Genomic DNA, 17,989 nt, shown 5'->3' on the forward strand with positions numbered 1-17,989 from the left:
CAATGAGTGTCATGTTGTCGGATGTGGTGTCTGGTTCTGCGGTGGGGTTACGCGGACGACTGTGGCAGTTGTCTGCTTCTGAGTTGCGTGCTGCTGCGGTGTCGGCGAGTGCGGAGATCTTCGTCTCGAGGCTGTGCGGGTGGCAGTGGTCGACGAACTCTCGATGCGTCCCGATGATCAGGTGATCGCCAGCCGCGGCGTCGGTGCCTGGTTGGCGGCAAACACGATGCTGCAAATCCGGGACGGGAAGAAGATCGCCGCCCTCGGCGCTGCGCTGCGGCCGTTTCCGGCAGTGGCGGCTCGCTTTGATGTCGGGGACTGCTCCTTCGAGCACGCGGTGTTGATCGTGGCGTTCTGCGAGTCACCACCGAAGGGGATGCCGGAGGAAGCGCTCCCTCGCTGTGTCGATTTGTTGTTGGCTGCCGCCTCGGGCGTGGAGTCGACGACCACGAAGGTGCGGAGTGTCATCGCGACCTTGGAGCGAATCTTCGAATCCGATGAAATTCCACCCGCCGAAGACATCGACCGCAACGAGCTCCGCATCGCATCGACACTGAACGGTCGGGTGGTGGTGCGCGGCGATTTCGACGCCCTCACCGGCGAAATGCTGCTCTCCGCCCTGTCGAACCTGACGATGCCCACCCCGGCACCCGATGGAACCCCCGACGCCCGGTCGGCGGCGAAGAGGACTGCGGACGGGTTCACCGAACTGATCCGCCGGTATCTGGACTGCGCCAAAACCGGCACCGACGGTGGTCAGCGTCCGCACGTGAACGTGCACATCAACGCCCGTGATCTGGCGGAGCACCGTGACTGCGCCGCCGCACCCTCGCCCGATGGTGGTGGAGTGGCTGTGTCGGATCTTGATGTCGGGCACATGCCCTGGCTGGGGCCGCTGTCGGTGTCGCAGACCAGGCTTCTCGGGTGCGATTGTTTCCTGTCGACTGTTCTGCTCGACGATCGCGGGGCGCCACTCGATGCGAAACCCGGGAAACGGTTGGTGTCCGCCGAACAGCGAGTGGCGTTGATCGCCCGCGACAAAGGCTGCGCGTTCCCCGGCTGCACGTGTGTACCGGCCTGGACGGATGCGCACCATATTCGGCACTGGGCGAACGGTGGCCCGACGGTGATGAGCAACCTTGTCCTGCTGTGCCGTTCACATCACCGGCTGATGCACCGGAAAGCCGGGTTCGTCGGGAAATGGGTGATCCGCATCGGCGTCGACAACAAACCGTGGTTCATCCCGCCGCCCTCGATCGACCCCGGCCAGCACCCACGGCCCGCGAACACCACCTTCAAAACCTGAGGTAGTACTCCTCGGGCACAACAGAACACGGCCCAGCACCGCATCGAAGGGATCCTCCGATGCGGTGCCAACAGGCCGTGGGGGAGTCGAATCAGTGCTTCGAGCGCTTGTGGCGGTACATCTCGGCATCGGCCGTATCCCAAGTCTCGGAAAGGCTTTGGAACATGGAAAAGTCGGCTCGACCGATCGAACAACAGACGTCGGCATTCCGGAACGCCTTCTCCAAACACTCGACCAGGTAGTCGACGGCGCGCGGCTGTGTATCGGRCAGAGCGATTCCGAACTCGTCTCCGCCCAACCGTGAAACCACCGCACCAGGGTGCGCGCATGCTGCCAAGATCTTGCCGGCCCGTTGAACATATTCGTCACCCGCGGCGTGACCGAGTTCGTCGTTGATGGTCTTCATGCCGTCCAGATCGACGATGATGATAGATCCCGGATCGGCGAATTGGCGGTACCGGGTTTGCTCGGCCTCGAGGATGCGGTTCCACCCGCGCCGATTGAGAAGACCTGTCAATGGGTCGGTCTCGGCATCGAGTTGCGCAGTTTCGGCCAGTCGCACTGACTGCGCGCGCTGATAGTCGACATCGAGAATCGTTCCGAGGAGTCGGCACAGGAGAGTGAGGAGGGCCAGGTTGTCCTCGAGTACGGAGTCGCCCGTAATCGGGTCGGCGCCACACAGAGTGCCGAAGAGACTGCCGTCGTTGTGAAGGATTGGGATGCTGACGTATGCGCCTATGCCTTCCCACCTGTCATCTCGGGAGAGTGCAGGTACGAGTGCGCGATTCGATGAGACTGGCGGCGCATTTCCGAGGACTACCTCGCTGCACATGGTGTTTTGCCAAGTACGGGTCTCGCCGACTTCGATGTGAAGTGGGTTGGGTGAGACGGTGAGAAAGATTTGATTCGACCCGTCGAACCGCGTGATCGACCACAGTGCCAGCGGAAGATATTCGTCGAGGTAGGACACGACCGAGCGACTTGCGTCGTCGAAATTCGTCAGTGGTGGCAGGAGTGGCAGCATCGGGATGGTGCGCGCCTGGCCGTGCGGCATTTGGTGACCTCCTGATCGACCCTAAGATTCTGTCGATGTTCAGGCTCTTGGTCCCGCGTGCGACAAATCTTCCACGAACAGTCTGCCTCGAGAATCCTGTCGATTGCTGAAAGTGTGCTGTGATTCTTCCGACCGCGGGGCCGTTGATTCTTTGGTGGCCCGCTAATCTTCCGGTATGGAGCTGGCGCGTGGAGCGAACACAGTCGTTGACGGAACTTCGCTGAAGGTGGCGGTGAACGGTAGCGCCCCGGGCACGGTGGACCTGATGGTGTTCCAGCTCGACGAACGGAACAAGGTGCGGAACGACGCAGATTTTGTCTTCTTCAATCAGCCGGTGTCGCCCGAAGGTGCGGTGCGCTTGGAGTCCGGCGGCGTCATCGAAATCGACATTGCGAGGTTGCCCGCCGACATCCACCAGCTGAGTGTTGCCGTGGCGCTTGATGCGGCGGCAAACGGAACCCTTTCTGCTGTCGGGGGCCTTGGTGTCGTGGTGGAGCAGGCTGGTTCCACCGCTATCGTGGCTCAGGCTTTGGGTTTGACGAGTGAGAGGGCAGCGGTCCTCGTCGAGATCTATCGCCGCGGCACGGACTGGAAGGTTCGGAACGTTTCGGCGGGTTGGGACAGCGGATTGGCAGATCTGGTCACTGCATTCGGAGTCTCGGTCGACGAGGAACCGCAGAGCCGACCCGACTCGGCTGAATCGGCAGATGGCATTCGGACCGTGCCCGACGAAGCCAAACTCTCGATGGTGAAGCGGGAAAAGCTGGACCTCCGAAAGCGCGAAGTGGCCAAGGTCCTGCTGACCAAGGGTGGCAACGGAATTCGGGCGCGAGTGGTCCTGGTGATCGACAAAACCGGAAGTATGGCCAAGCAGTACCGCACCAGAGTGGTGCATCGTGTTGTCGAACGCATGGTTCCCGTTGCGATCCAACTCGATGACGACGGCAAGCTCGAGCCGTACTTGTATGCAGTCAGCTTCGTCAAGCTTCCCGAGATCTCTGTCCATGACGCGGAAGAGTGGTCGGATACCTACCTGCACTTGCGCGGCTCGCACGGCGGATTCAACTATGACCAGATCGGCGCTGCAAATCGTGAAGTGCCGATCATGACTGAGATTCTCTCCGGCCTGACACGTGGTTCGGCGCCGACGCTCGTCCTGTTCTTCACCGACGGAGGCTTCAGCGAGCGCAAGGAAATCACGAAATTGATGCGCGAAGCGTCTGGGCTCCCGGCCTTTTGGCAGTTCGTCGGAATCGGCAAGGCCAACTACGGAGTGCTGGAGAAGCTCGACGACCTCGACGGCAGGGTGGTCGACAATGCCGGATTCTTCGCGCTGGACGACATCGACACCGTCGACGATGCCCAGTTGTACACCCGTTTGCTGAGTGAATTCCCGGATTGGCACAAGGCAGCTGTAGCCGCGGGCATCACGGCGCCGTGATTTAGCTGGTCGAAACCAACTGCGGTGCATTCTTTTTCAAGAATTCGTCGATGTGCGCCCAGGTGGAGTCTCTCGCGGTGGGGCCGGCAACGAGCCCGAGGTGACTTCCCGGCGCCTTCTCGAACCGGACCGACGGCGCGCCGGTGAGGACCGACGTGATTGCTTCCACCGAAGCGATGGGTGCAATCACGTCAGTGGTGCCGCCGATCGCGAGAACGGGAACGCTCAGAGCTGACAGTTTGATCTCGCGTCCGGCAAGCGTGACGGCGTCGTTGTAGAGATTGTTGCCGAGCATGAGTTGTTCGCAGATCTGCTGAAATGCCTTGCCCGGGTATCCAGGCATGGCTGCCATGAACTTGTCTATCGATTCCATGCGAGCCAGGGTCTCGGTGTTGTGGAGGTTGCGCACGATGAACCATGGCTTGAGGACTTCGCGCTGCAACGCCGTCACCTTGTAACTCGCCTGAACGAGTGGAGCAGGCAGTCCGCCGACCAGATTGGTCGCGGACGTGAGCGGGGTGTCGCCCGTGTATTTGCCGATCAGCCTCAACGGGCTGATAGCGGGAATCTTCGTGTAATCGATTGGCGTGCCGATTGCCGTGATCGATGCGATCGGAAGGTCGGAGTGAGCGGAGCCCGTGAGCAGAGACATGGTCCCGCCGAGGCTCCACCCGATCAGCGAAACAGGTGCGCCGTCATGTAAGTCCGAGATCGTACGGATCGCTTCCGGGATGATGTCGTCGACCCAGGCCTCGAAACCCATTCCGCGGTCGGAGTACCGCATGGTCCCGTAGTCGAGGAGGTAGGGCGTGTTTGCGCCATCCAGTAGGTGTGCGGCGAGGCTCTGGCCTGCACGAAGGTCGTAGCAGTCGGCTGAAACCGCGAGGGGAGGTACGAGGAGGACCGGATTGCCTCTGGGCGTCCACAATGCGCCGAAGCGATACAGATCGCGGTGTGGACCTTCGCTGATCAGTACCGACGGCGTGCGTTCGGCCTTCTCGACACCGTCGCCGAACGAGAGTCCCCATGCATTGCGCGCTGCGGTGTCCAGCGTCGGACGCCACGTCGCGATCAAACCACTGATATCGAGCACTGGTTCCCCTTGGAGTCGAATCGGCGGACGGCCGAGTCGGCCGCGCTCGGTGTATGTTACCTGCCTTCACATACATCGATCTCGGGGGTGCAAAAACCCAGCTCGGCAACGGAGCCACCGTGCCGAGCTGGGCTGATCGGGATGATGCGGCAGTGATCAGGCGGGGACGATCAAGCCGGTCGAGGCTGTGGCCGCCGCGTATCGCTGTGCAACGTCTTCCCAGTTGATGACGTTCCAGTAAGCCTTTACGTAGTCGGCCTTGACGTTCTTGTACTGCAGGTAGAAAGCGTGCTCCCACATGTCGAGCATGAGCAGCGGAACGATACCGATGCTGATGTTGCCCTGCTGGTCGGTGAGTTGCTCGATGACCAGGCGCTGCCCGACCGTGTCGTAGGCCAGTACCGCCCAGCCGGACCCCTGCAAAGTCGTTGCTACAGCGGAGAAGTGGTTGACGAATGCGTCGAAGGTACCGAAGTGCTCGTCGATCGCGGCTGCCAACTCGCCTTCTGGTCGCTCACCGCCGTTGGGGGAGAGGTTCTTCCAGAAAATCGAGTGGTTGGTGTGGCCGCCGAGGTGGAAGGCGAGGTTCTTACTGAGCAGCGGCGCCTTCGCAGTGATCGTGCCGTCTTCGCGTGCAGCAGCCAACTGCTCGATTGCGCTGTTGGCGCCCGCCACGTATGTGGCGTGGTGCTTGCTGTGGTGCAGTTCCATGATCTCGCCGGAGATGTGCGGTTCGAGTGCGGCGTAGTCGTAGTCCAGCTCGGGGAGAACGTATTCAGTCATGTGACATGCCTTCCTTTGAGGAAATGTTGTGAGACGAGAGATTTCGATAGGTTCGATCGTGATAGACGAGCGGCGCTGACACGTGCTGCGGATCGATGACGTCGACGACGCGCGCGGTGACAATCACTGCGGAGCCACACGTCGTGGCATTCAAGGGAACCGCCCGCAAGGCGTGGCCCGTGCCGTGCAGGAATGGTTCACCCGTCGACAGAAACGACCAGCGCATGTCGTCTCCGAAGCGGACAGCGCCGCGGGTCGCGAACGTGGCCGCCAGTCGCGCGTTCGCCGAATTTGCCAGGTGAACAACAAAACTGCTTGCGGAAGCAATGACGCTCGCAGAACCACGCAACGACTGCAGTGAGAACGCCAGAACTGCCGGATCGGCGCTGATCGAGATCACCGAAGACGACGTGATGCCGGCCGGGCCGTCATCGCCCGTCGCGGTGATGATCGAGACGCCGGCGGGATGATTTCGGAATGCCTTGACGAATGCGCTTCGGATGGACGGCGCCGAATCAACAGCGACGTCCGAAACGGGTTGGGTGCCAACCAGTTTTGTCGTCACACTTAGCACCTCTTCTGACTCGGGTTTTGCTGTCGTTGCACTGTCTTGTGCAATACCGACGTTAAAACCTCGAGTGCAGTTGAGGTCAAGGTGCTGTGGCGGACCTCACCGTCCGAGCTTGGCTGCCAGACGTTCCATGTATCCGACCACCTCTTCGGGGCTCTTGTCCGGAGTGCCGAACATTGCCTCCGTGACACCGATATCTACCCAGTGGGCGAGCTTCTCCGGATCGGGTTTGCCTGCCAGGACGGTTATTTCAGGCTCGCCGACTCTACCTGCTTCGGCCCAGATCTTTCGGAGCAGTTCCACGTTTCCGTCGATCTCCTGCTCGATGGGTGTGGTGATCCACCCGTCGGCAGACTTTGCGATCCACTTGAAAGTCTTCTCGTTACCGCCGCCGCCCAACAAGATGGGAGGACGGGGCTTCTGAACTGGCTTGGGCCAGGCCCAACTAGGCCCGTACTTCACGAATTGGCCGTCGTACGAAGCTTCTTCCTTCGACCACAGTTCACCCATGGCTTCGAGATACTCCCGGAGTGCGGTCCGGCGTTTGTTGGGCGGTACGCCGTGGTCGGCGAGTTCCTCTGCATTCCAGCCGAATCCGACTCCGAAAACCACGCGTCCGTCGGAAAGATGGTCCAGCGATGCGATGGTTTTCGCGAGAGTGATCGGATCGTGTTCGAGGGGGAGGGCCACCGAGGTGCCCAATCGGATGGTGCTCGTGACCGACGCGGCGGTGCCGAGGGCAACCCAGGGGTCGAGTGTGCGCATGTAACGGTCGTCGGGCAATTCTGCCGACTGGGTTCCGGGGTGATCGGAATCCCTCGATACGGGGATGTGAGTGTGCTCCGGAACGTAGAAGGCGTCGAATCCATTCGCCTCCGCAGCCTTTGCTGCATCGGCAGGGCGGATGCCGCGATCACTGGTGAACAGGCTGAGTCCGTAGCGCACTGGTTCTCCTTCGATGGTCCGTCGAAAAACTGTAACCTGTTGCATCTTCGTTCGGATAGGTTTCCAGCCCAGTAAATCGATTGCCGACGTGACCGGGGGCGTGGTGAACTCGGGCGGAGTTGTTGTGGGCCGAGAGGTGGATGCAGTAGAGATGGACGCAGTGGAGATGAATCGGTTGTCGTGGAATGCGGCGACCGTCGCTCACAACAGTCACAAAGGTGACCAAGCACAGTTCTTTCGCAACGGCGGGTCGACCTTGTTTCCGGAAGAAGTGGCGCTGCTCGGCGAAATCGACGGCTCCTCGATTCTTCATCTGCAGTGCAATTCCGGTCAGGATTCGTTGAGTTTGGCTGCTCTCGGTGCCGCGGTGACCGGCGTCGACATCTCGGATTCTGCGATCGACTTCGCGCGAACATTGTCTGCGGAATCCGGCATTGCCGCTGATTTCGAGCGAGCGGATGTATCTGCGTGGCTCCGAGATGCCGGCGCTACCGGGAGGAAGTTCGATCGAGTCTTCTCTTCGTACGGAACGGTGATCTGGTTATCCGATCTCGACGAGTGGGCCGAGGGGATTGCCGGTGTTCTGGCGCCGAACGGTCGATTCGTTCTGGTGGAGTTTCATCCGTTTGCCATGTGTTTCGACGAGAAGTGGTCGCTGACATACCCGTACGGAGGCGGGACTCCCGTGACCGAACCCGGTGGCGTTGGCGACTACGTGGCAGATTCAGCCGATCTCGTCTTGCCGGGCGCTCAGGGAGACGGAGTCGAGAACTTCGAAAATCCCTTCCCTTCATGTGAATTCAACTGGTCCATTGCCGAGGTGCTCGGCGCCCTGCGGCGTGCCGGATTGACGCTCGAGTCCTTCGACGAGTACCCGTACGCCAACGGTTGGCAAGGATTCGAGCAGATGGCAGAACTCGGCGGCAAGCGTTGGGGAGTCCCGGCCGGACGACCGGAGATACCGCTGATGTATTCGCTGTCTGTTCGCTTGGCCGACTGACGCCTATTTCCCCCGCATTTGCGGGTAATTGCAGACACAGGTAGTAATTACCCCCATGCCCACGACGCCACTGACACGACGCATCGCCGTCGACCTGTGCCGTCTTGGTGCCAACTGCTGTTGCTGTTGATTCCTTCCGACTCTCCTGAGTGAGAATGGCGCCGCTCTGTGTGCCTTCGCCCCTGCATATGCGCTCGTTGCTGCATGTGTGCCGGAATTTTCCGTACGTCGAGGAAGAACAGCGATGTCGACTCCTGTCGAAGCAATAGAACCAACACCAGTCGCGGAACCGAACCGTGAACCGCGTCGGCGGTGGACTTCGAGTGTGACCACTGTCGGACTGCCGGTGCTTTCCGTGATCGCATTCTTGGCCTTGTGGCAGGTCGCCGCGGCGAGCGGCACCTGGAGTGAGACCTTCGTGCCGTTTCCGAGCACGGTCTGGCATGCCTTCGTCAACACGATGACCACGCACGACGGAGTGCGCGGCTACCAGGGGTATTTGCTCTGGGAGCACCTCTACATGACGCTGCGACGGGTGCTGGTCGGTGTGATCATCGGCGTCGGATTGGGCGTGATCCTAGGTTTGGCAATGGGATCGGTGACATGGCTGCGGAGCCTGCTCGAACCGTGGTTGACCTTCCTGCGGGCACTGCCGCCCTTGGCGTACTTCTTCCTGCTGGTGATCTGGCTGGGAATCGACGAGGCGCCGAAGATCACGCTTCTGGCGTTGGCTGCGCTACCGCCGGCAGCAGTGGCCACCACAGCTGCTGTTGTCGCGGCACCCGTCGGGCTGGTCGAAGCTGCCAGGGCGCTGGGAGCCTCACGGGCACAAGTGATCCGAGACGTGGTTGTCCCGTCGGCGCTGCCTGAAACTTTCACGGGCATTCGCTTGTCGGTGGGTATGGCGTACTCGTCAGTTGTCGCGGCCGAATTGTTCAACGGCATCCCCGGAATCGGCGGAATGGTCAAGGATGCAAGCAATTACAACAACACTCCGGTAGTGCTGGTGGGGATCTTCGCCATCGGATTCTCCGGTTTGATCATCGACGGACTGTTGCGGGCTGCTGAGCGCCGCGCCGTTCCCTGGAGGGGAAAAGTATGACCGACAATGAGATATATGGCAGCATTTCCGAGCCCAGCGGCAATCTGAAGCGCAACAGCAATCCGAACCGCAACGAGGGAAGGGCTTCCCGGACGGCGTTCACTGTGCTGATCGGCGTTCTTGCCCTTGTTCTCGGTGCGTGCTCGGTGGATCATTCGGGCCAGGATTCGTCCAAGGAAACGATCCGTATCGCTTACCAGTCGTTCCCGAGCGGCGACTTGATAGTCAAGAACAATCGCTGGCTCGAAGACGCACTGCCCGAGTACAACGTGAAGTGGACGAAGTTCGATTCGGGAGCCGACATCAACACCGCCTTCATCGCCGGTGAAATCGATTTCGGCGCAATCGGTTCGAGTCCGGTTGCTCGTGGCCTCTCGGCACCGCTGAACATTCCGTACCAGGTCGCGTTTGTTCTCGACGTGGCCGGCGACAACGAAGCCCTGGTGGCGCGCAACGCAACCGGAATCAAGACCGTCGCAGATCTGCGTGGCAAGAAAGTGGCCACGGCATTCGCCTCGACCGCGCACTACAGTCTGCTGGCAGCACTGAACCAGGCCGGACTCAGTGCCGACGACGTCCAGTTGGTGGATCTCCAGCCGCAAGCATCCCTCGCTGCCTGGCAGCGAGGTGACATCGATGCCGTCTACACCTGGTTGCCCACGCTCGACGAACTCCGTAAGGACGGAACACAGTTGATCGCCAGCCGCGAGCTCGCGACGGCTGGAAAGCCGACACTCGATCTTGGTGTGGTGTCGACCGCGTTTGCCAAGGACCACCCCGAGATCGTCGACACCTGGCGAAAGGTTCAGGCCCGCGCGCTCACGACAATCGCCACAGACCCGGACGCGGCAGCGGAAGCTGTTGCCGCGCAATTGGGTGCCTCGAAGGAAGACGCGGCAGCGCAGCTGAAGCAGGGAGTGTTCCTCACTCCCGAGCAGATCTCCTCGCCGGAATGGCTGGGCACCGAAGGCGCTCCCGGGAATCTGGCAGTGAACCTGCAGAGTGCAGCGCAATTCCTGGCCGAGCAGAAGCAGATCGACAGTGTGCCTGATCTGGCGGTCTTTCAGAATGCTCTCTATGTGAAGGGGCTTCCCGATGTCCTTGACCAGTAGCGAGACCGCACAGCAGGCCGCGGGAGGATTTACTGCCGACCGCCCGGGCGCGATCCGAATCGACACCGTCTCGCACAAGTACGGCCACGGTCGAGAGTCCGTCACGGCACTCGGGCCGGTATCGATCGACGTCGCCCCTGGTGAGTTTCTGGTCCTCGTCGGAGCGTCGGGTTGCGGCAAGAGCACGTTGCTGCGGCTGATTGCGGGTTTCGAAAATCCTTCCAGTGGAACAGTTCAGGTATCAGGATCCGACCCGATTCCCGGGTCGAGTGCCGGCGTGGTGTTTCAGCAACCACGACTGTTTCCGTGGAAATCGGTGGGCGGCAACATCGATCTGGCACTCAAATATGCCGGGGTGACGAAGAGCGAACGCGGGCGAAGGCGCGACGAGCTTCTCGACCGCGTCGGTCTGGGCGGCACAGCGGACCGGCGTATCTGGGAAATATCCGGCGGGCAGCAGCAGCGGGTGGCAATTGCCCGGGCCTTGGCGGCCGAAACGTCGTTGCTGTTGCTGGACGAGCCCTTTGCCGCATTGGACGCCCTCACTCGCGAGCGTCTGCAGGAGGACCTCCGCAGTGTCAGTGCCGAATCGGGGCGAACAAGTGTCTTCGTCACTCACAGTGCCGACGAGGCGGCCTTTCTCGGCTCCCGCGTCGTAGTTCTGACAAGCCGGCCCGGCAAGGTCGCGCTGGACCTGAAAATCGATCTGCCACGAACCGGCGTCGATCCCGACGATCTCCGAGGCTCACCCGAATACGCGGCATTCCGAGCCGAAGTCGGCCATGCGGTCAAGGTTGCTGCTGCAGCGTAGGTACCCTGCGTGTCGACTACCAGGTGGCCGCGTCGATAATAGGAAGGAGAACGTGCAGGACACGACGAACAAGGAGTGGTCATGGCAACTGAGGTGGAGTCCGGTGACCTCGTGCAGGCAGCCGGCCATGCGGGTCCGTGGACGGTAGTCGAAGTTCGCCAGGGCATGGCGTTGCTCGAACACAGTGACGGGCACAGGTTGTCGCGTCGAACGACGACGTTGACCGTCGTCCGCAAGGGCTCGGGCAAGAAGACGACGGCGGTCGACGACGGGAAAGACGAAAACGGGTCGCCTACCCTGTTCGACTGATCTTCTGTCAGCCCGAGACGGCGTCAGCTGGAGAAAATGTCGTCGACGCGTTTGTCGAAGTACTCGGCGATTCGGAACGCCAGCGACAGACGCGGGTCGAAGTGTCCCTTCTCGATCGAGATGACGGTTTGGCGCGTGATTCCGAGTGCGTCGGCGCAGGCTTGTTGTGACAATCCCGCCGCCGTCCTGAGTTCTTGAAGATTGTTGCGCATCAGATCTCGATCGTGGGGGTGCGGTCCCTCGACACCGCCCAGTACCGAATTCCGAAGTCGACCAGGCCGAGGGCAGTGAAGATCAGGAGCGGCAGTTCGGGAGCGCCGAAGACATTGTGCGCGATCAGCGCGATTCCCATGGCAGTGATCAAGTCTGTGAACGCGCCGAATCCGGCCTTGCGACTCCATTCTGTTTCGACGGTGTCCTCGGGATAGGCGGGAGCCTTGTTCTTTTCGGATGGGAAAAGGGCCCATACCGATCCGATGCAAGCCGGCGCCATGACGATTGCGAAGACGACGAAGGTCAACGTCTTCTGGTCGCCGGCGGTCAGTGCTGCGAAAAAGCCGAGGGTCAGCGTTACTGCGACGCCGATGCCGATAACCAGGCTCCACCGTGCCGTGGTGCTCATGAAGCCTCCCGGATGTAAGAGTTCTTTGACAGGGTTGAGCGTAGATTCACGCACGCCGTATGTCAAAGAAATCTTACATCGCGCTCCGGGTCACGCGATTCCGAAAGGCGCTGCGTATGAAAACTTCCCCGTCTGATCAGCGCGATGTGTGGTGAGCGTTCTGATCTGAAAGTGAGCGCCCCATTCAGCTTCCGGAGACTCCACTCCGACGTCCGTGCTGGTGACGAATCCGAACCGCGGGTAGTACTCGGTGCTGCCCAAGAGTGCGATCAGCGGCACGTCCAGGGCGTCGCACGCGCCGACCACCGCGTGCATCAGTGCCGAACCAACCCCGCTGCGCTGGTTACCCGGGGTGACRGCCAGCGGGCCGAGGCCAACAGCCTCCACGGGACCTACCCATCCGCGTGTCCCGATCACGAAGCCGACGATCTCACCGCCGGCTACGGCGACCAGCGACAACTTCGGTAAGTAGTCGTCCGAGGCGAAGAGTTGGCGTGTCAGTTCGATCTCGTAGGGAGTCTCGCCGGGCGGTGCCTGGTCGGCAAACGCCGCCCCGAGCAGTGAATAGATGGCGTCACGGTCGGAAGAAGTTTCGCGGCGGATGTACATGGCCACGAAACTACCCGGTTCACTTCGGATTGTGCTCCCCGTTTTCGGCCTGACGTGCCACTCGCTTTTCGTAGTCCGCACGCCCGTTCGGATCTACCGATGTCAGTGCGCGGCGATCATCGATCACCCGGCGGCCGATGTTGATGATCCATTCGGGGACCAGTGCGTCGACGAGATCCCAGCCCGCAAGGTAACGGGGAACTGCAGTTTCGGCTCGCCGATGCGCGACCGTGTCGACGACGGCCTTGGCCACTACCTCGGGCTCAACCGTCGGCATTCCCTTTCCGAGTGGCACGCCTGACGAGAGGCCGGTCCGCACCGCGCTGGGCAGGATCGCGCTGACGCTGACCCCGGAATCTGCGAATTCGACACGGGCAGAAGCCGAAAGACCCACTGCGCCGAACTTGCTGGCGTTGTACACGGCCATCCCGGGTACCGGAAGTTTGCCTGCCATCGATGCGATGTTGACGACGTGCCCGCGTCGTCGATCCACCATGCCGGGCAACACGGCGCGCATCCCGTGAATAGGCCCCCAGACGTTGACGTCGAGGGTGACTCGACTGGTGGCGTCGGACTCGTCGAGGAAGCTGCCGAGCGGCATCACTCCCGCGTTGTTGACGAGAATGTCGATGTGGCCGAATTCGCCGATCACCTTGGAGACGAACACATCCCAGGAATCGCGTGAGGTGACGTCCAGCAGGTAACCGCGGGCACGTGGGCCGATGGACTCCGCTGTGTCGGCGGCCGTCTCCTCGTCGAGATCGCCGACGCATACGAGTGCACCGCGAGTAGCGAACAACTTGGCTGTCGCCCGGCCGATTCCGCGGCCACCGCCCGAGATGACGACGACCGCTCCGTCGAGATCGATCGGCGGGTAGGTGGTGCCGAAGAGGCTCATGCGGTGTACTCCGGTTCCGGACTGGTGGTGGGTTCAGACGGCGTGGGTTCAGGGGGCGTGTTGTCTGACTCAGGGTTCGACGTGTGGTTGTAGGCATACGGATCGAAGTCCCGTAGCCGTCGACGCATGGCGCCGGACGACCACGGCCAGTTGAAACTGTTGCGGCCGTTGACGTCGAAGAAATAGCTTTCGCAACCACCGGCGTTGTAGACCGTGGTCCCCAATGCCTCCTGAACCTGAGAGTTGAAGGCTGCCTGAACTTCCTCTCGCACGTCGATGGTCTGCCAGCCGTGACGACGGGCGTGGCCGATTGCCTGCGCCACATAGTTCAGTTGGGCTTCCAAGATCATGAACGCCGATGTGTGCCCGGTGCCGAGGCTGGGGCCCAGCAGAATGAACGCGTTGGGGAATCCACTGACGGCGGAACCGAAGTACGCCTGCGGGCTTCCCTGCCAATGATCGTCGAGTGATCGACCTTCTCCGTCGAATACCTTGGATGCGATGGGCATGTCGAGGATGTGGAAGCCCGTTCCGAAGATGATGGCGTCCACCTCCGCCTCCACTCCGTCGGCGCCGATCACGGTGTTACCGCGGATCTGCTCGACGGCGTTGGCATGGACGCTGACGTTGGGTTTGCCGAGGGCCGGATAGTACGAGTTCGACATGAGCAGTCGCTTGCAACCGAGGGTGTAATCGGGAGTCAATGCCTTGCGCAGCTTCGGATCGCGTACCTGCAGGCGCAATTGGGCTGACCCGAGTTTCTGCACGATTCGCAGGATCCACGGATTACGGAATCCCAATCCGAGCGCTTCCATGATTCCGTATTCGATGCTGCGCAAGGCTTTCTGTGCTCCCGGCACGAATCGCATGACGGACCTTTCGATCCGCGGTACGTAGTGATCGGGTTTGGGAAGAACCCATTGAGCGGTTCGCTGGTAGAGGTGAAGGGCGGAGACCTGGGAAACGATGCGCGGAACGAACTGGACTGCCGAGGCTCCGGTTCCTACGACGGCGACGCGTTTTCCGGTCAGGTCGTAGTCGTGATTCCACTGCGAGGAATGAAACACCTCTCCCTCGAACGCTTCCAGTCCGGGTATCGCCGGTGTCAGGGGCTCGTTCCATGGGCCGGCAGCGGCTATCACGAAGCGAGCAGTCAGTTCGCCGCTGGAAGTTGTTATCTTCCACAGTGATTGCGACGCATCCCATCGCGCGGAGAGCATTTCGACCCCGAAGCGAACGTGTTTGTCCACTCCGTGCGTGCCCGCCGTGTTCTCGATGTATTCGCGGATCTCCGGTTGCTCCGCGAACAAGCGCGTCCAATCCGGATTGGCGGCAAAGGAGTACGAGTACAGACCGGATGGAACGTCGCAGGCGCACCCGGGATAGGTGTTGGCGCGCCAGGTTCCACCGAGGGAGTCGGCCTTCTCGAGGAGTGCGAAGTTGTCGATTCCGAGACGCTGCAGGTGGATAGCCGCGCCGATTCCGGAAATTCCACCGCCGATGATCACGACCTCGAAGTGGTCAGATTCGTTGTTCACTGAGTCTGCGCTTTCACTGGTGGGAACGAGTGGGCTGGAACGGGTGCACATCGAGTTCGCGCTTGACACTCGCACGTGTTGTACGCAGCGATGATTCGAAGGTGGCGAGCCGTCGGCGGCCGTCCATGAAGTTGGCGCCCATCACGGCAAGGTCGTCGTCGGTGGCATCGATTCGTATGACTCTGGTACCCGCGGAGCGGACCAGTTCGATCTCCTGATCGAGCCCCTTGGACATGGCATTGCGCAGGGCACTGCGTTCGATACGGGCGGCGCCGCGCGCCGGCCTCAGGGTTCGAGAAGCCATGGGCGCCAGTACAACCAGCTCGTCCAGTTGAAGGGGGAGCAGAAGGTCTACCGAAGCCGTGGATGCGGCGCCGCCGTCGATGTACCTGACGCCGTCGATCGTGACGGGTGGAAACCAGCCGGGAATCGCCCATGACGCTCGGAGCGCTTCACCGACGGTCACTTTCGGAGCCCCCTGTGCCCCGAATGCGACCCGTCGCCCCGTTCTGTAGTCCATGGATACCATGTACGCGTTCGGATGTGGGAGCCACGAATCGCCCGGAGCAAGTGATTCGGCGAGCGTAGTGAGCCAGGACGGGTCGCCGCCACCAACCGGTGCGATGCCGCTCATCCGGCTCAGAACCGGAAGGTCTCGACGCGTGAGGAGTCGTGGATTGCCGACGCCCAGTCTCGGAAGTGGTGGGAGCTTTCCGGGCGCCGACGCGATGTGGGTGAGGAGCTCGGGGCGTGCGGCGGCGTTGCCGAGTTGCATGGCAACCAACTCGTCGACACCGACTCCGCTGCCGAGCATCGTCACGAACTCGGCGCCGGCGGACGTCCCGATGATGGCTGTGGCTTCCCGTGGGTCCCAGTCGAGTGCATCCCGGACCGAGGCGAGCGCGGCAACAGTCCAGGCAAAACCGAGAGTGCCGCCGCAGCCGATGGCCAAGCCGCGTCTCGGTGCGCTGTTTTGGCGCACGGTGGTACCGGTCACATCTGAAGTCATGTTTCGGAGACTATCAGTATCCGAATAACGTTGGTACCCCAAAAATTAGTTTCAGTACTCCACTCGACGACCGTTCGCGGTATTCGGCTACCGTGGGAATCTCGATACCGAGGACCACTGGGAGGTTCCGATGGCGCGATTGACCAGGCAGGAAGCGCAGGCGTTGACCCGCGAGACCCTGTTGGCGACGGCCGTCGAGCACTTTCTCGATCGCGGATACGCCGCGGCCTCTCTCGATCAGATCGCCGAGGACGCCGGGTACTCCAAGGGGGCGGTGTACTCGAATTTCAAGAACAAGGATGAATTGTGTGCCGAAGTTCTCGGCCGGATCAGGCTGACCAAGGTCGGTGAGATCACTGCGCAACTCGGGGCGAAATCGACCCTCGACGATGCGGTGGCTGAATTCGCGCGGTGGGCCGAGCGAACAATCGGGGACCAGAGGTGGACGCTGCTCGAGGTCGAGTTCTCGGTGAGATCGCGGCACAGCGAGGACATTCGGGAGAAGATCGCGGCGGGTGCAGACCAGGTGCGCGGACTGATCGCCGGATTGGTCCAACACCTCACGGAATCCAACGGGGTGACGCCGACGCTGGATCCGGACGCAGCCGCGCTGCGAATGCTCAGCGTCGGAATCGGTTTGGGGCTACAGCGCGCAATCAGCCCAGAGCTTCCCGTCGATCCGCTGGTGGATACGGTGCGGGAGATTCTGTCGGGCGGCTGAGGAGTGCGCGGAGCATGCCGCCGATCTCGGCGACCGCTGCACGGGATCCGGCACTGGGCCCCAGAATGTTGACGAAGCCGTGGATGAAGCCGGGATAGCGTCGATCCGTGACGTGAACACCGTTGTCTCGCAATCGTGCTGCGTACGCTTCGCCTTCGTCTCGGAGTGGATCGAATCCCGCCGTGATCACGATGGCTGGTGGCAGTCCGGCCACGTCGGGGGCGCGTAGCGGCGATACCAACGGGTCGAGTCGATCGGCATCCTTGCCGAGGAAGCTGGACTCGTAGAAGTTCATATTGGCCTCGGTCAGGAAGAAGCCTTCACCGAACGTCGTTCTCGAGGGAGCCTTCTCGTGAAAGTCGGTAGCGGGGTAGATCAACAGCTGTGCTGCCGGTGGGGTCTTGCCGTCGTCGCGGGCACGCAACGCCACCGTCGCGGACAGGTGCCCGCCCGCACTGTCTCCACCGACAGCGATGCGTGTCGGGTCTGCCCCGAACTCTTCGGCGTGGTCGACAATATCCTGGTACGCGGCATAGGCGTCGTCTACCGGTGTGGGGAAAGCGAATTCGGGTGAAAGCCGGTAGTCGACCGAGATGACCCGTGCGCCGGAGGTCTCGGCCAACAGGCGACACGGAGCGTCGTGGGATTCGATGCCGCCCTGTACCCAGCCGCCGCCGTGGAAGTAGACGAGCAGAGCGCCGGTGTCGGCAGTCGGAACGTAGAGCCGGGCGCGGAGCGGGCCGTCGGCACCCGAAACGGAGATCTCTTCGGTGCGGACCTGCGCGGGTCTGCCGCCCATCATGATCGCGGTTCGGGTGAGATTGGCGCGAGCAGCGGCGAGTGACTGGGGATCGGTGGAATGTGAGGGGAGTGGCCGCGTCTTCGCGAGCGTGAGCAGCAGGTGAGCGTCGGCGTCGAGCGTGTTGCCCTCGATGACGACGGGTGGCCCGGTGATTCGACGTTTCACCGCGCTGGGCAGTGCGAATGCGGCTGCCACCAAGGATGCTTCGGCGCGATCTCGAATGCTGCGGCTGCTGGCCTGCTTCACGGATTCCGACACGTGGC

At 61.7% G+C, this 17,989-nt stretch carries 19 protein-coding genes and 1 pseudogene; 8 read left to right on the forward strand and 12 right to left on the reverse strand.

From position 1 onward, the window contains the following. Positions 1-2: 2 nt before the first annotated feature. Positions 3-1,306 (forward strand): annotated as a pseudogene (locus AC1DWA_RS01300) (HNH endonuclease signature motif containing protein). Between the two features lie 91 nt (positions 1,307-1,397). Here the strand turns inward: AC1DWA_RS01300 and AC1DWA_RS01305 are convergent. After that, entirely contained in the window at positions 1,398-2,360 is a 963-nt protein-coding gene (locus AC1DWA_RS01305; RefSeq protein WP_477916444.1) for a GGDEF domain-containing protein, read from the reverse strand. A gap of 175 nt (positions 2,361-2,535) precedes the next feature. On the opposite strand from AC1DWA_RS01305, the gene AC1DWA_RS01310 reads away from it, so the two are divergent. Next, a complete protein-coding gene (locus tag AC1DWA_RS01310; protein ID WP_197941585.1) occupies positions 2,536-3,801 on the forward strand; it encodes a vWA domain-containing protein in 1,266 nt (421 codons plus the stop codon). Between the two features lies 1 nt (position 3,802). Here AC1DWA_RS01310 and AC1DWA_RS01315 read toward each other — a convergent pair whose 3' ends face one another. The 4 genes from AC1DWA_RS01315 to AC1DWA_RS01330 all read right to left on the reverse strand — a co-directional run bounded on the left by AC1DWA_RS01315 (position 3,803) and on the right by AC1DWA_RS01330 (position 7,193). Next, on the reverse strand, positions 3,803-4,894 hold the full coding sequence (locus tag AC1DWA_RS01315; RefSeq protein WP_021332082.1) for an alpha/beta fold hydrolase: 1,092 nt from the start codon (positions 4,892-4,894) through the stop codon (positions 3,803-3,805). Positions 4,895-5,050: 156 nt separating this feature from the next. Continuing rightward, entirely contained in the window at positions 5,051-5,677 is a 627-nt protein-coding gene (locus AC1DWA_RS01320; protein WP_042952832.1) for a superoxide dismutase, read from the reverse strand. After that, positions 5,670-6,242, reverse strand: coding sequence for a flavin reductase (locus AC1DWA_RS01325; protein WP_477847591.1), 573 nt, complete (start codon positions 6,240-6,242; stop codon positions 5,670-5,672). Before AC1DWA_RS01325 ends, AC1DWA_RS01320 begins: the two co-directional genes overlap by 8 nt. Positions 6,243-6,347: 105 nt before the next feature. Continuing rightward, positions 6,348-7,193 (reverse strand): LLM class F420-dependent oxidoreductase, encoded by an 846-nt coding sequence (locus tag AC1DWA_RS01330; protein WP_021332084.1) that lies wholly within the window; start codon positions 7,191-7,193, stop codon positions 6,348-6,350. 88 nt (positions 7,194-7,281) lie between these two features. Here AC1DWA_RS01330 and AC1DWA_RS01335 point away from each other — a divergent pair, with 88 nt between their 5' ends. The 5 genes from AC1DWA_RS01335 (at position 7,282) to AC1DWA_RS01355 (ending at position 11,527) form a co-directional block, all read left to right on the forward strand. After that, complete coding sequence (locus AC1DWA_RS01335; RefSeq protein ID WP_477847594.1) at positions 7,282-8,193, forward strand: class I SAM-dependent methyltransferase; 912 nt, start codon at positions 7,282-7,284, stop codon at positions 8,191-8,193. A 244-nt stretch (positions 8,194-8,437) separates the two neighbouring features. Further along, on the forward strand, positions 8,438-9,295 hold the full coding sequence (locus AC1DWA_RS01340; RefSeq protein ID WP_205906780.1) for an ABC transporter permease: 858 nt from the start codon (positions 8,438-8,440) through the stop codon (positions 9,293-9,295). Further along, entirely contained in the window at positions 9,292-10,407 is a 1,116-nt protein-coding gene (locus AC1DWA_RS01345; protein ID WP_069145662.1) for a taurine ABC transporter substrate-binding protein, read from the forward strand. The genes AC1DWA_RS01340 and AC1DWA_RS01345 overlap by 4 nt, the downstream gene beginning before the upstream one ends. After that, positions 10,391-11,218, forward strand: coding sequence for an ABC transporter ATP-binding protein (locus AC1DWA_RS01350; protein WP_317558656.1), 828 nt, complete (start codon positions 10,391-10,393; stop codon positions 11,216-11,218). Before AC1DWA_RS01345 ends, AC1DWA_RS01350 begins: the two co-directional genes overlap by 17 nt. Before the next feature lie 81 nt (positions 11,219-11,299). Then, positions 11,300-11,527: a hypothetical protein gene (locus AC1DWA_RS01355; RefSeq protein WP_021345436.1), complete on the forward strand. Its 228-nt coding sequence runs from the start codon at positions 11,300-11,302 to the stop codon at positions 11,525-11,527. A gap of 23 nt (positions 11,528-11,550) precedes the next feature. Here AC1DWA_RS01355 and AC1DWA_RS01360 read toward each other — a convergent pair whose 3' ends face one another. The 6 genes from AC1DWA_RS01360 to AC1DWA_RS01385 form a co-directional block, all read right to left on the reverse strand. After that, positions 11,551-11,739, reverse strand: a complete 189-nt coding sequence (locus tag AC1DWA_RS01360) for a helix-turn-helix transcriptional regulator (RefSeq protein WP_003940277.1) — start codon at positions 11,737-11,739, stop codon at positions 11,551-11,553. Beyond that, positions 11,739-12,149 (reverse strand): hypothetical protein, encoded by a 411-nt coding sequence (locus tag AC1DWA_RS01365; RefSeq protein ID WP_029256143.1) that lies wholly within the window; start codon positions 12,147-12,149, stop codon positions 11,739-11,741. The genes AC1DWA_RS01360 and AC1DWA_RS01365 overlap by 1 nt, the downstream gene beginning before the upstream one ends. A gap of 90 nt (positions 12,150-12,239) precedes the next feature. Further along, positions 12,240-12,758: a GNAT family N-acetyltransferase gene (locus AC1DWA_RS01370; RefSeq protein WP_020908958.1), complete on the reverse strand. Its 519-nt coding sequence runs from the start codon at positions 12,756-12,758 to the stop codon at positions 12,240-12,242. Positions 12,759-12,777: 19 nt separating this feature from the next. Beyond that, positions 12,778-13,656, reverse strand: coding sequence for an SDR family oxidoreductase (locus AC1DWA_RS01375; protein ID WP_477847597.1), 879 nt, complete (start codon positions 13,654-13,656; stop codon positions 12,778-12,780). After that, a complete protein-coding gene (locus tag AC1DWA_RS01380; RefSeq protein ID WP_070795748.1) occupies positions 13,653-15,194 on the reverse strand; it encodes a flavin-containing monooxygenase in 1,542 nt (513 codons plus the stop codon). Before AC1DWA_RS01380 ends, AC1DWA_RS01375 begins: the two co-directional genes overlap by 4 nt. Positions 15,195-15,207: 13 nt before the next feature. Beyond that, positions 15,208-16,203 (reverse strand): patatin-like phospholipase family protein, encoded by a 996-nt coding sequence (locus AC1DWA_RS01385; RefSeq protein ID WP_047889620.1) that lies wholly within the window; start codon positions 16,201-16,203, stop codon positions 15,208-15,210. Between the two features lie 130 nt (positions 16,204-16,333). On the opposite strand from AC1DWA_RS01385, the gene AC1DWA_RS01390 reads away from it, so the two are divergent. Further along, positions 16,334-16,924, forward strand: coding sequence for a TetR/AcrR family transcriptional regulator (locus tag AC1DWA_RS01390; protein ID WP_019745124.1), 591 nt, complete (start codon positions 16,334-16,336; stop codon positions 16,922-16,924). Here AC1DWA_RS01390 and AC1DWA_RS01395 read toward each other — a convergent pair. Further along, positions 16,860-17,984, reverse strand: coding sequence for an alpha/beta hydrolase (locus AC1DWA_RS01395; protein WP_258537170.1), 1,125 nt, complete (start codon positions 17,982-17,984; stop codon positions 16,860-16,862). The genes AC1DWA_RS01390 and AC1DWA_RS01395 overlap by 65 nt on opposite strands. Between the last annotated feature and the right edge of the window lie 5 nt (positions 17,985-17,989).

Source organism: Rhodococcus sp. P4_F3_2 (assembly GCF_056401335.1).

What these genes read in the sequence shown, in the direction of transcription:
- AC1DWA_RS01340 (WP_205906780.1), top strand. Translation starts at nt 8,438, where the DNA reads ATGTCGACTCCTGTCGAAGCAATAGAACCAACACCAGTCGCGGAACCG.
- AC1DWA_RS01360 (WP_003940277.1), bottom strand. Translation starts at nt 11,739, where the DNA reads ATGCGCAACAATCTTCAAGAACTCAGGACGGCGGCGGGATTGTCACAA.
- AC1DWA_RS01385 (WP_047889620.1), bottom strand. Translation starts at nt 16,203, where the DNA reads ATGACTTCAGATGTGACCGGTACCACCGTGCGCCAAAACAGCGCACCG.
- AC1DWA_RS01375 (WP_477847597.1), bottom strand. Translation starts at nt 13,656, where the DNA reads ATGAGCCTCTTCGGCACCACCTACCCGCCGATCGATCTCGACGGAGCG.
- AC1DWA_RS01310 (WP_197941585.1), top strand. Translation starts at nt 2,536, where the DNA reads ATGGAGCTGGCGCGTGGAGCGAACACAGTCGTTGACGGAACTTCGCTG.
- AC1DWA_RS01355 (WP_021345436.1), top strand. Translation starts at nt 11,300, where the DNA reads ATGGCAACTGAGGTGGAGTCCGGTGACCTCGTGCAGGCAGCCGGCCAT.
- AC1DWA_RS01390 (WP_019745124.1), top strand. Translation starts at nt 16,334, where the DNA reads ATGGCGCGATTGACCAGGCAGGAAGCGCAGGCGTTGACCCGCGAGACC.
- AC1DWA_RS01365 (WP_029256143.1), bottom strand. Translation starts at nt 12,149, where the DNA reads ATGAGCACCACGGCACGGTGGAGCCTGGTTATCGGCATCGGCGTCGCA.
- AC1DWA_RS01345 (WP_069145662.1), top strand. Translation starts at nt 9,292, where the DNA reads ATGACCGACAATGAGATATATGGCAGCATTTCCGAGCCCAGCGGCAAT.
- AC1DWA_RS01350 (WP_317558656.1), top strand. Translation starts at nt 10,391, where the DNA reads ATGTCCTTGACCAGTAGCGAGACCGCACAGCAGGCCGCGGGAGGATTT.
- AC1DWA_RS01320 (WP_042952832.1), bottom strand. Translation starts at nt 5,677, where the DNA reads ATGACTGAATACGTTCTCCCCGAGCTGGACTACGACTACGCCGCACTC.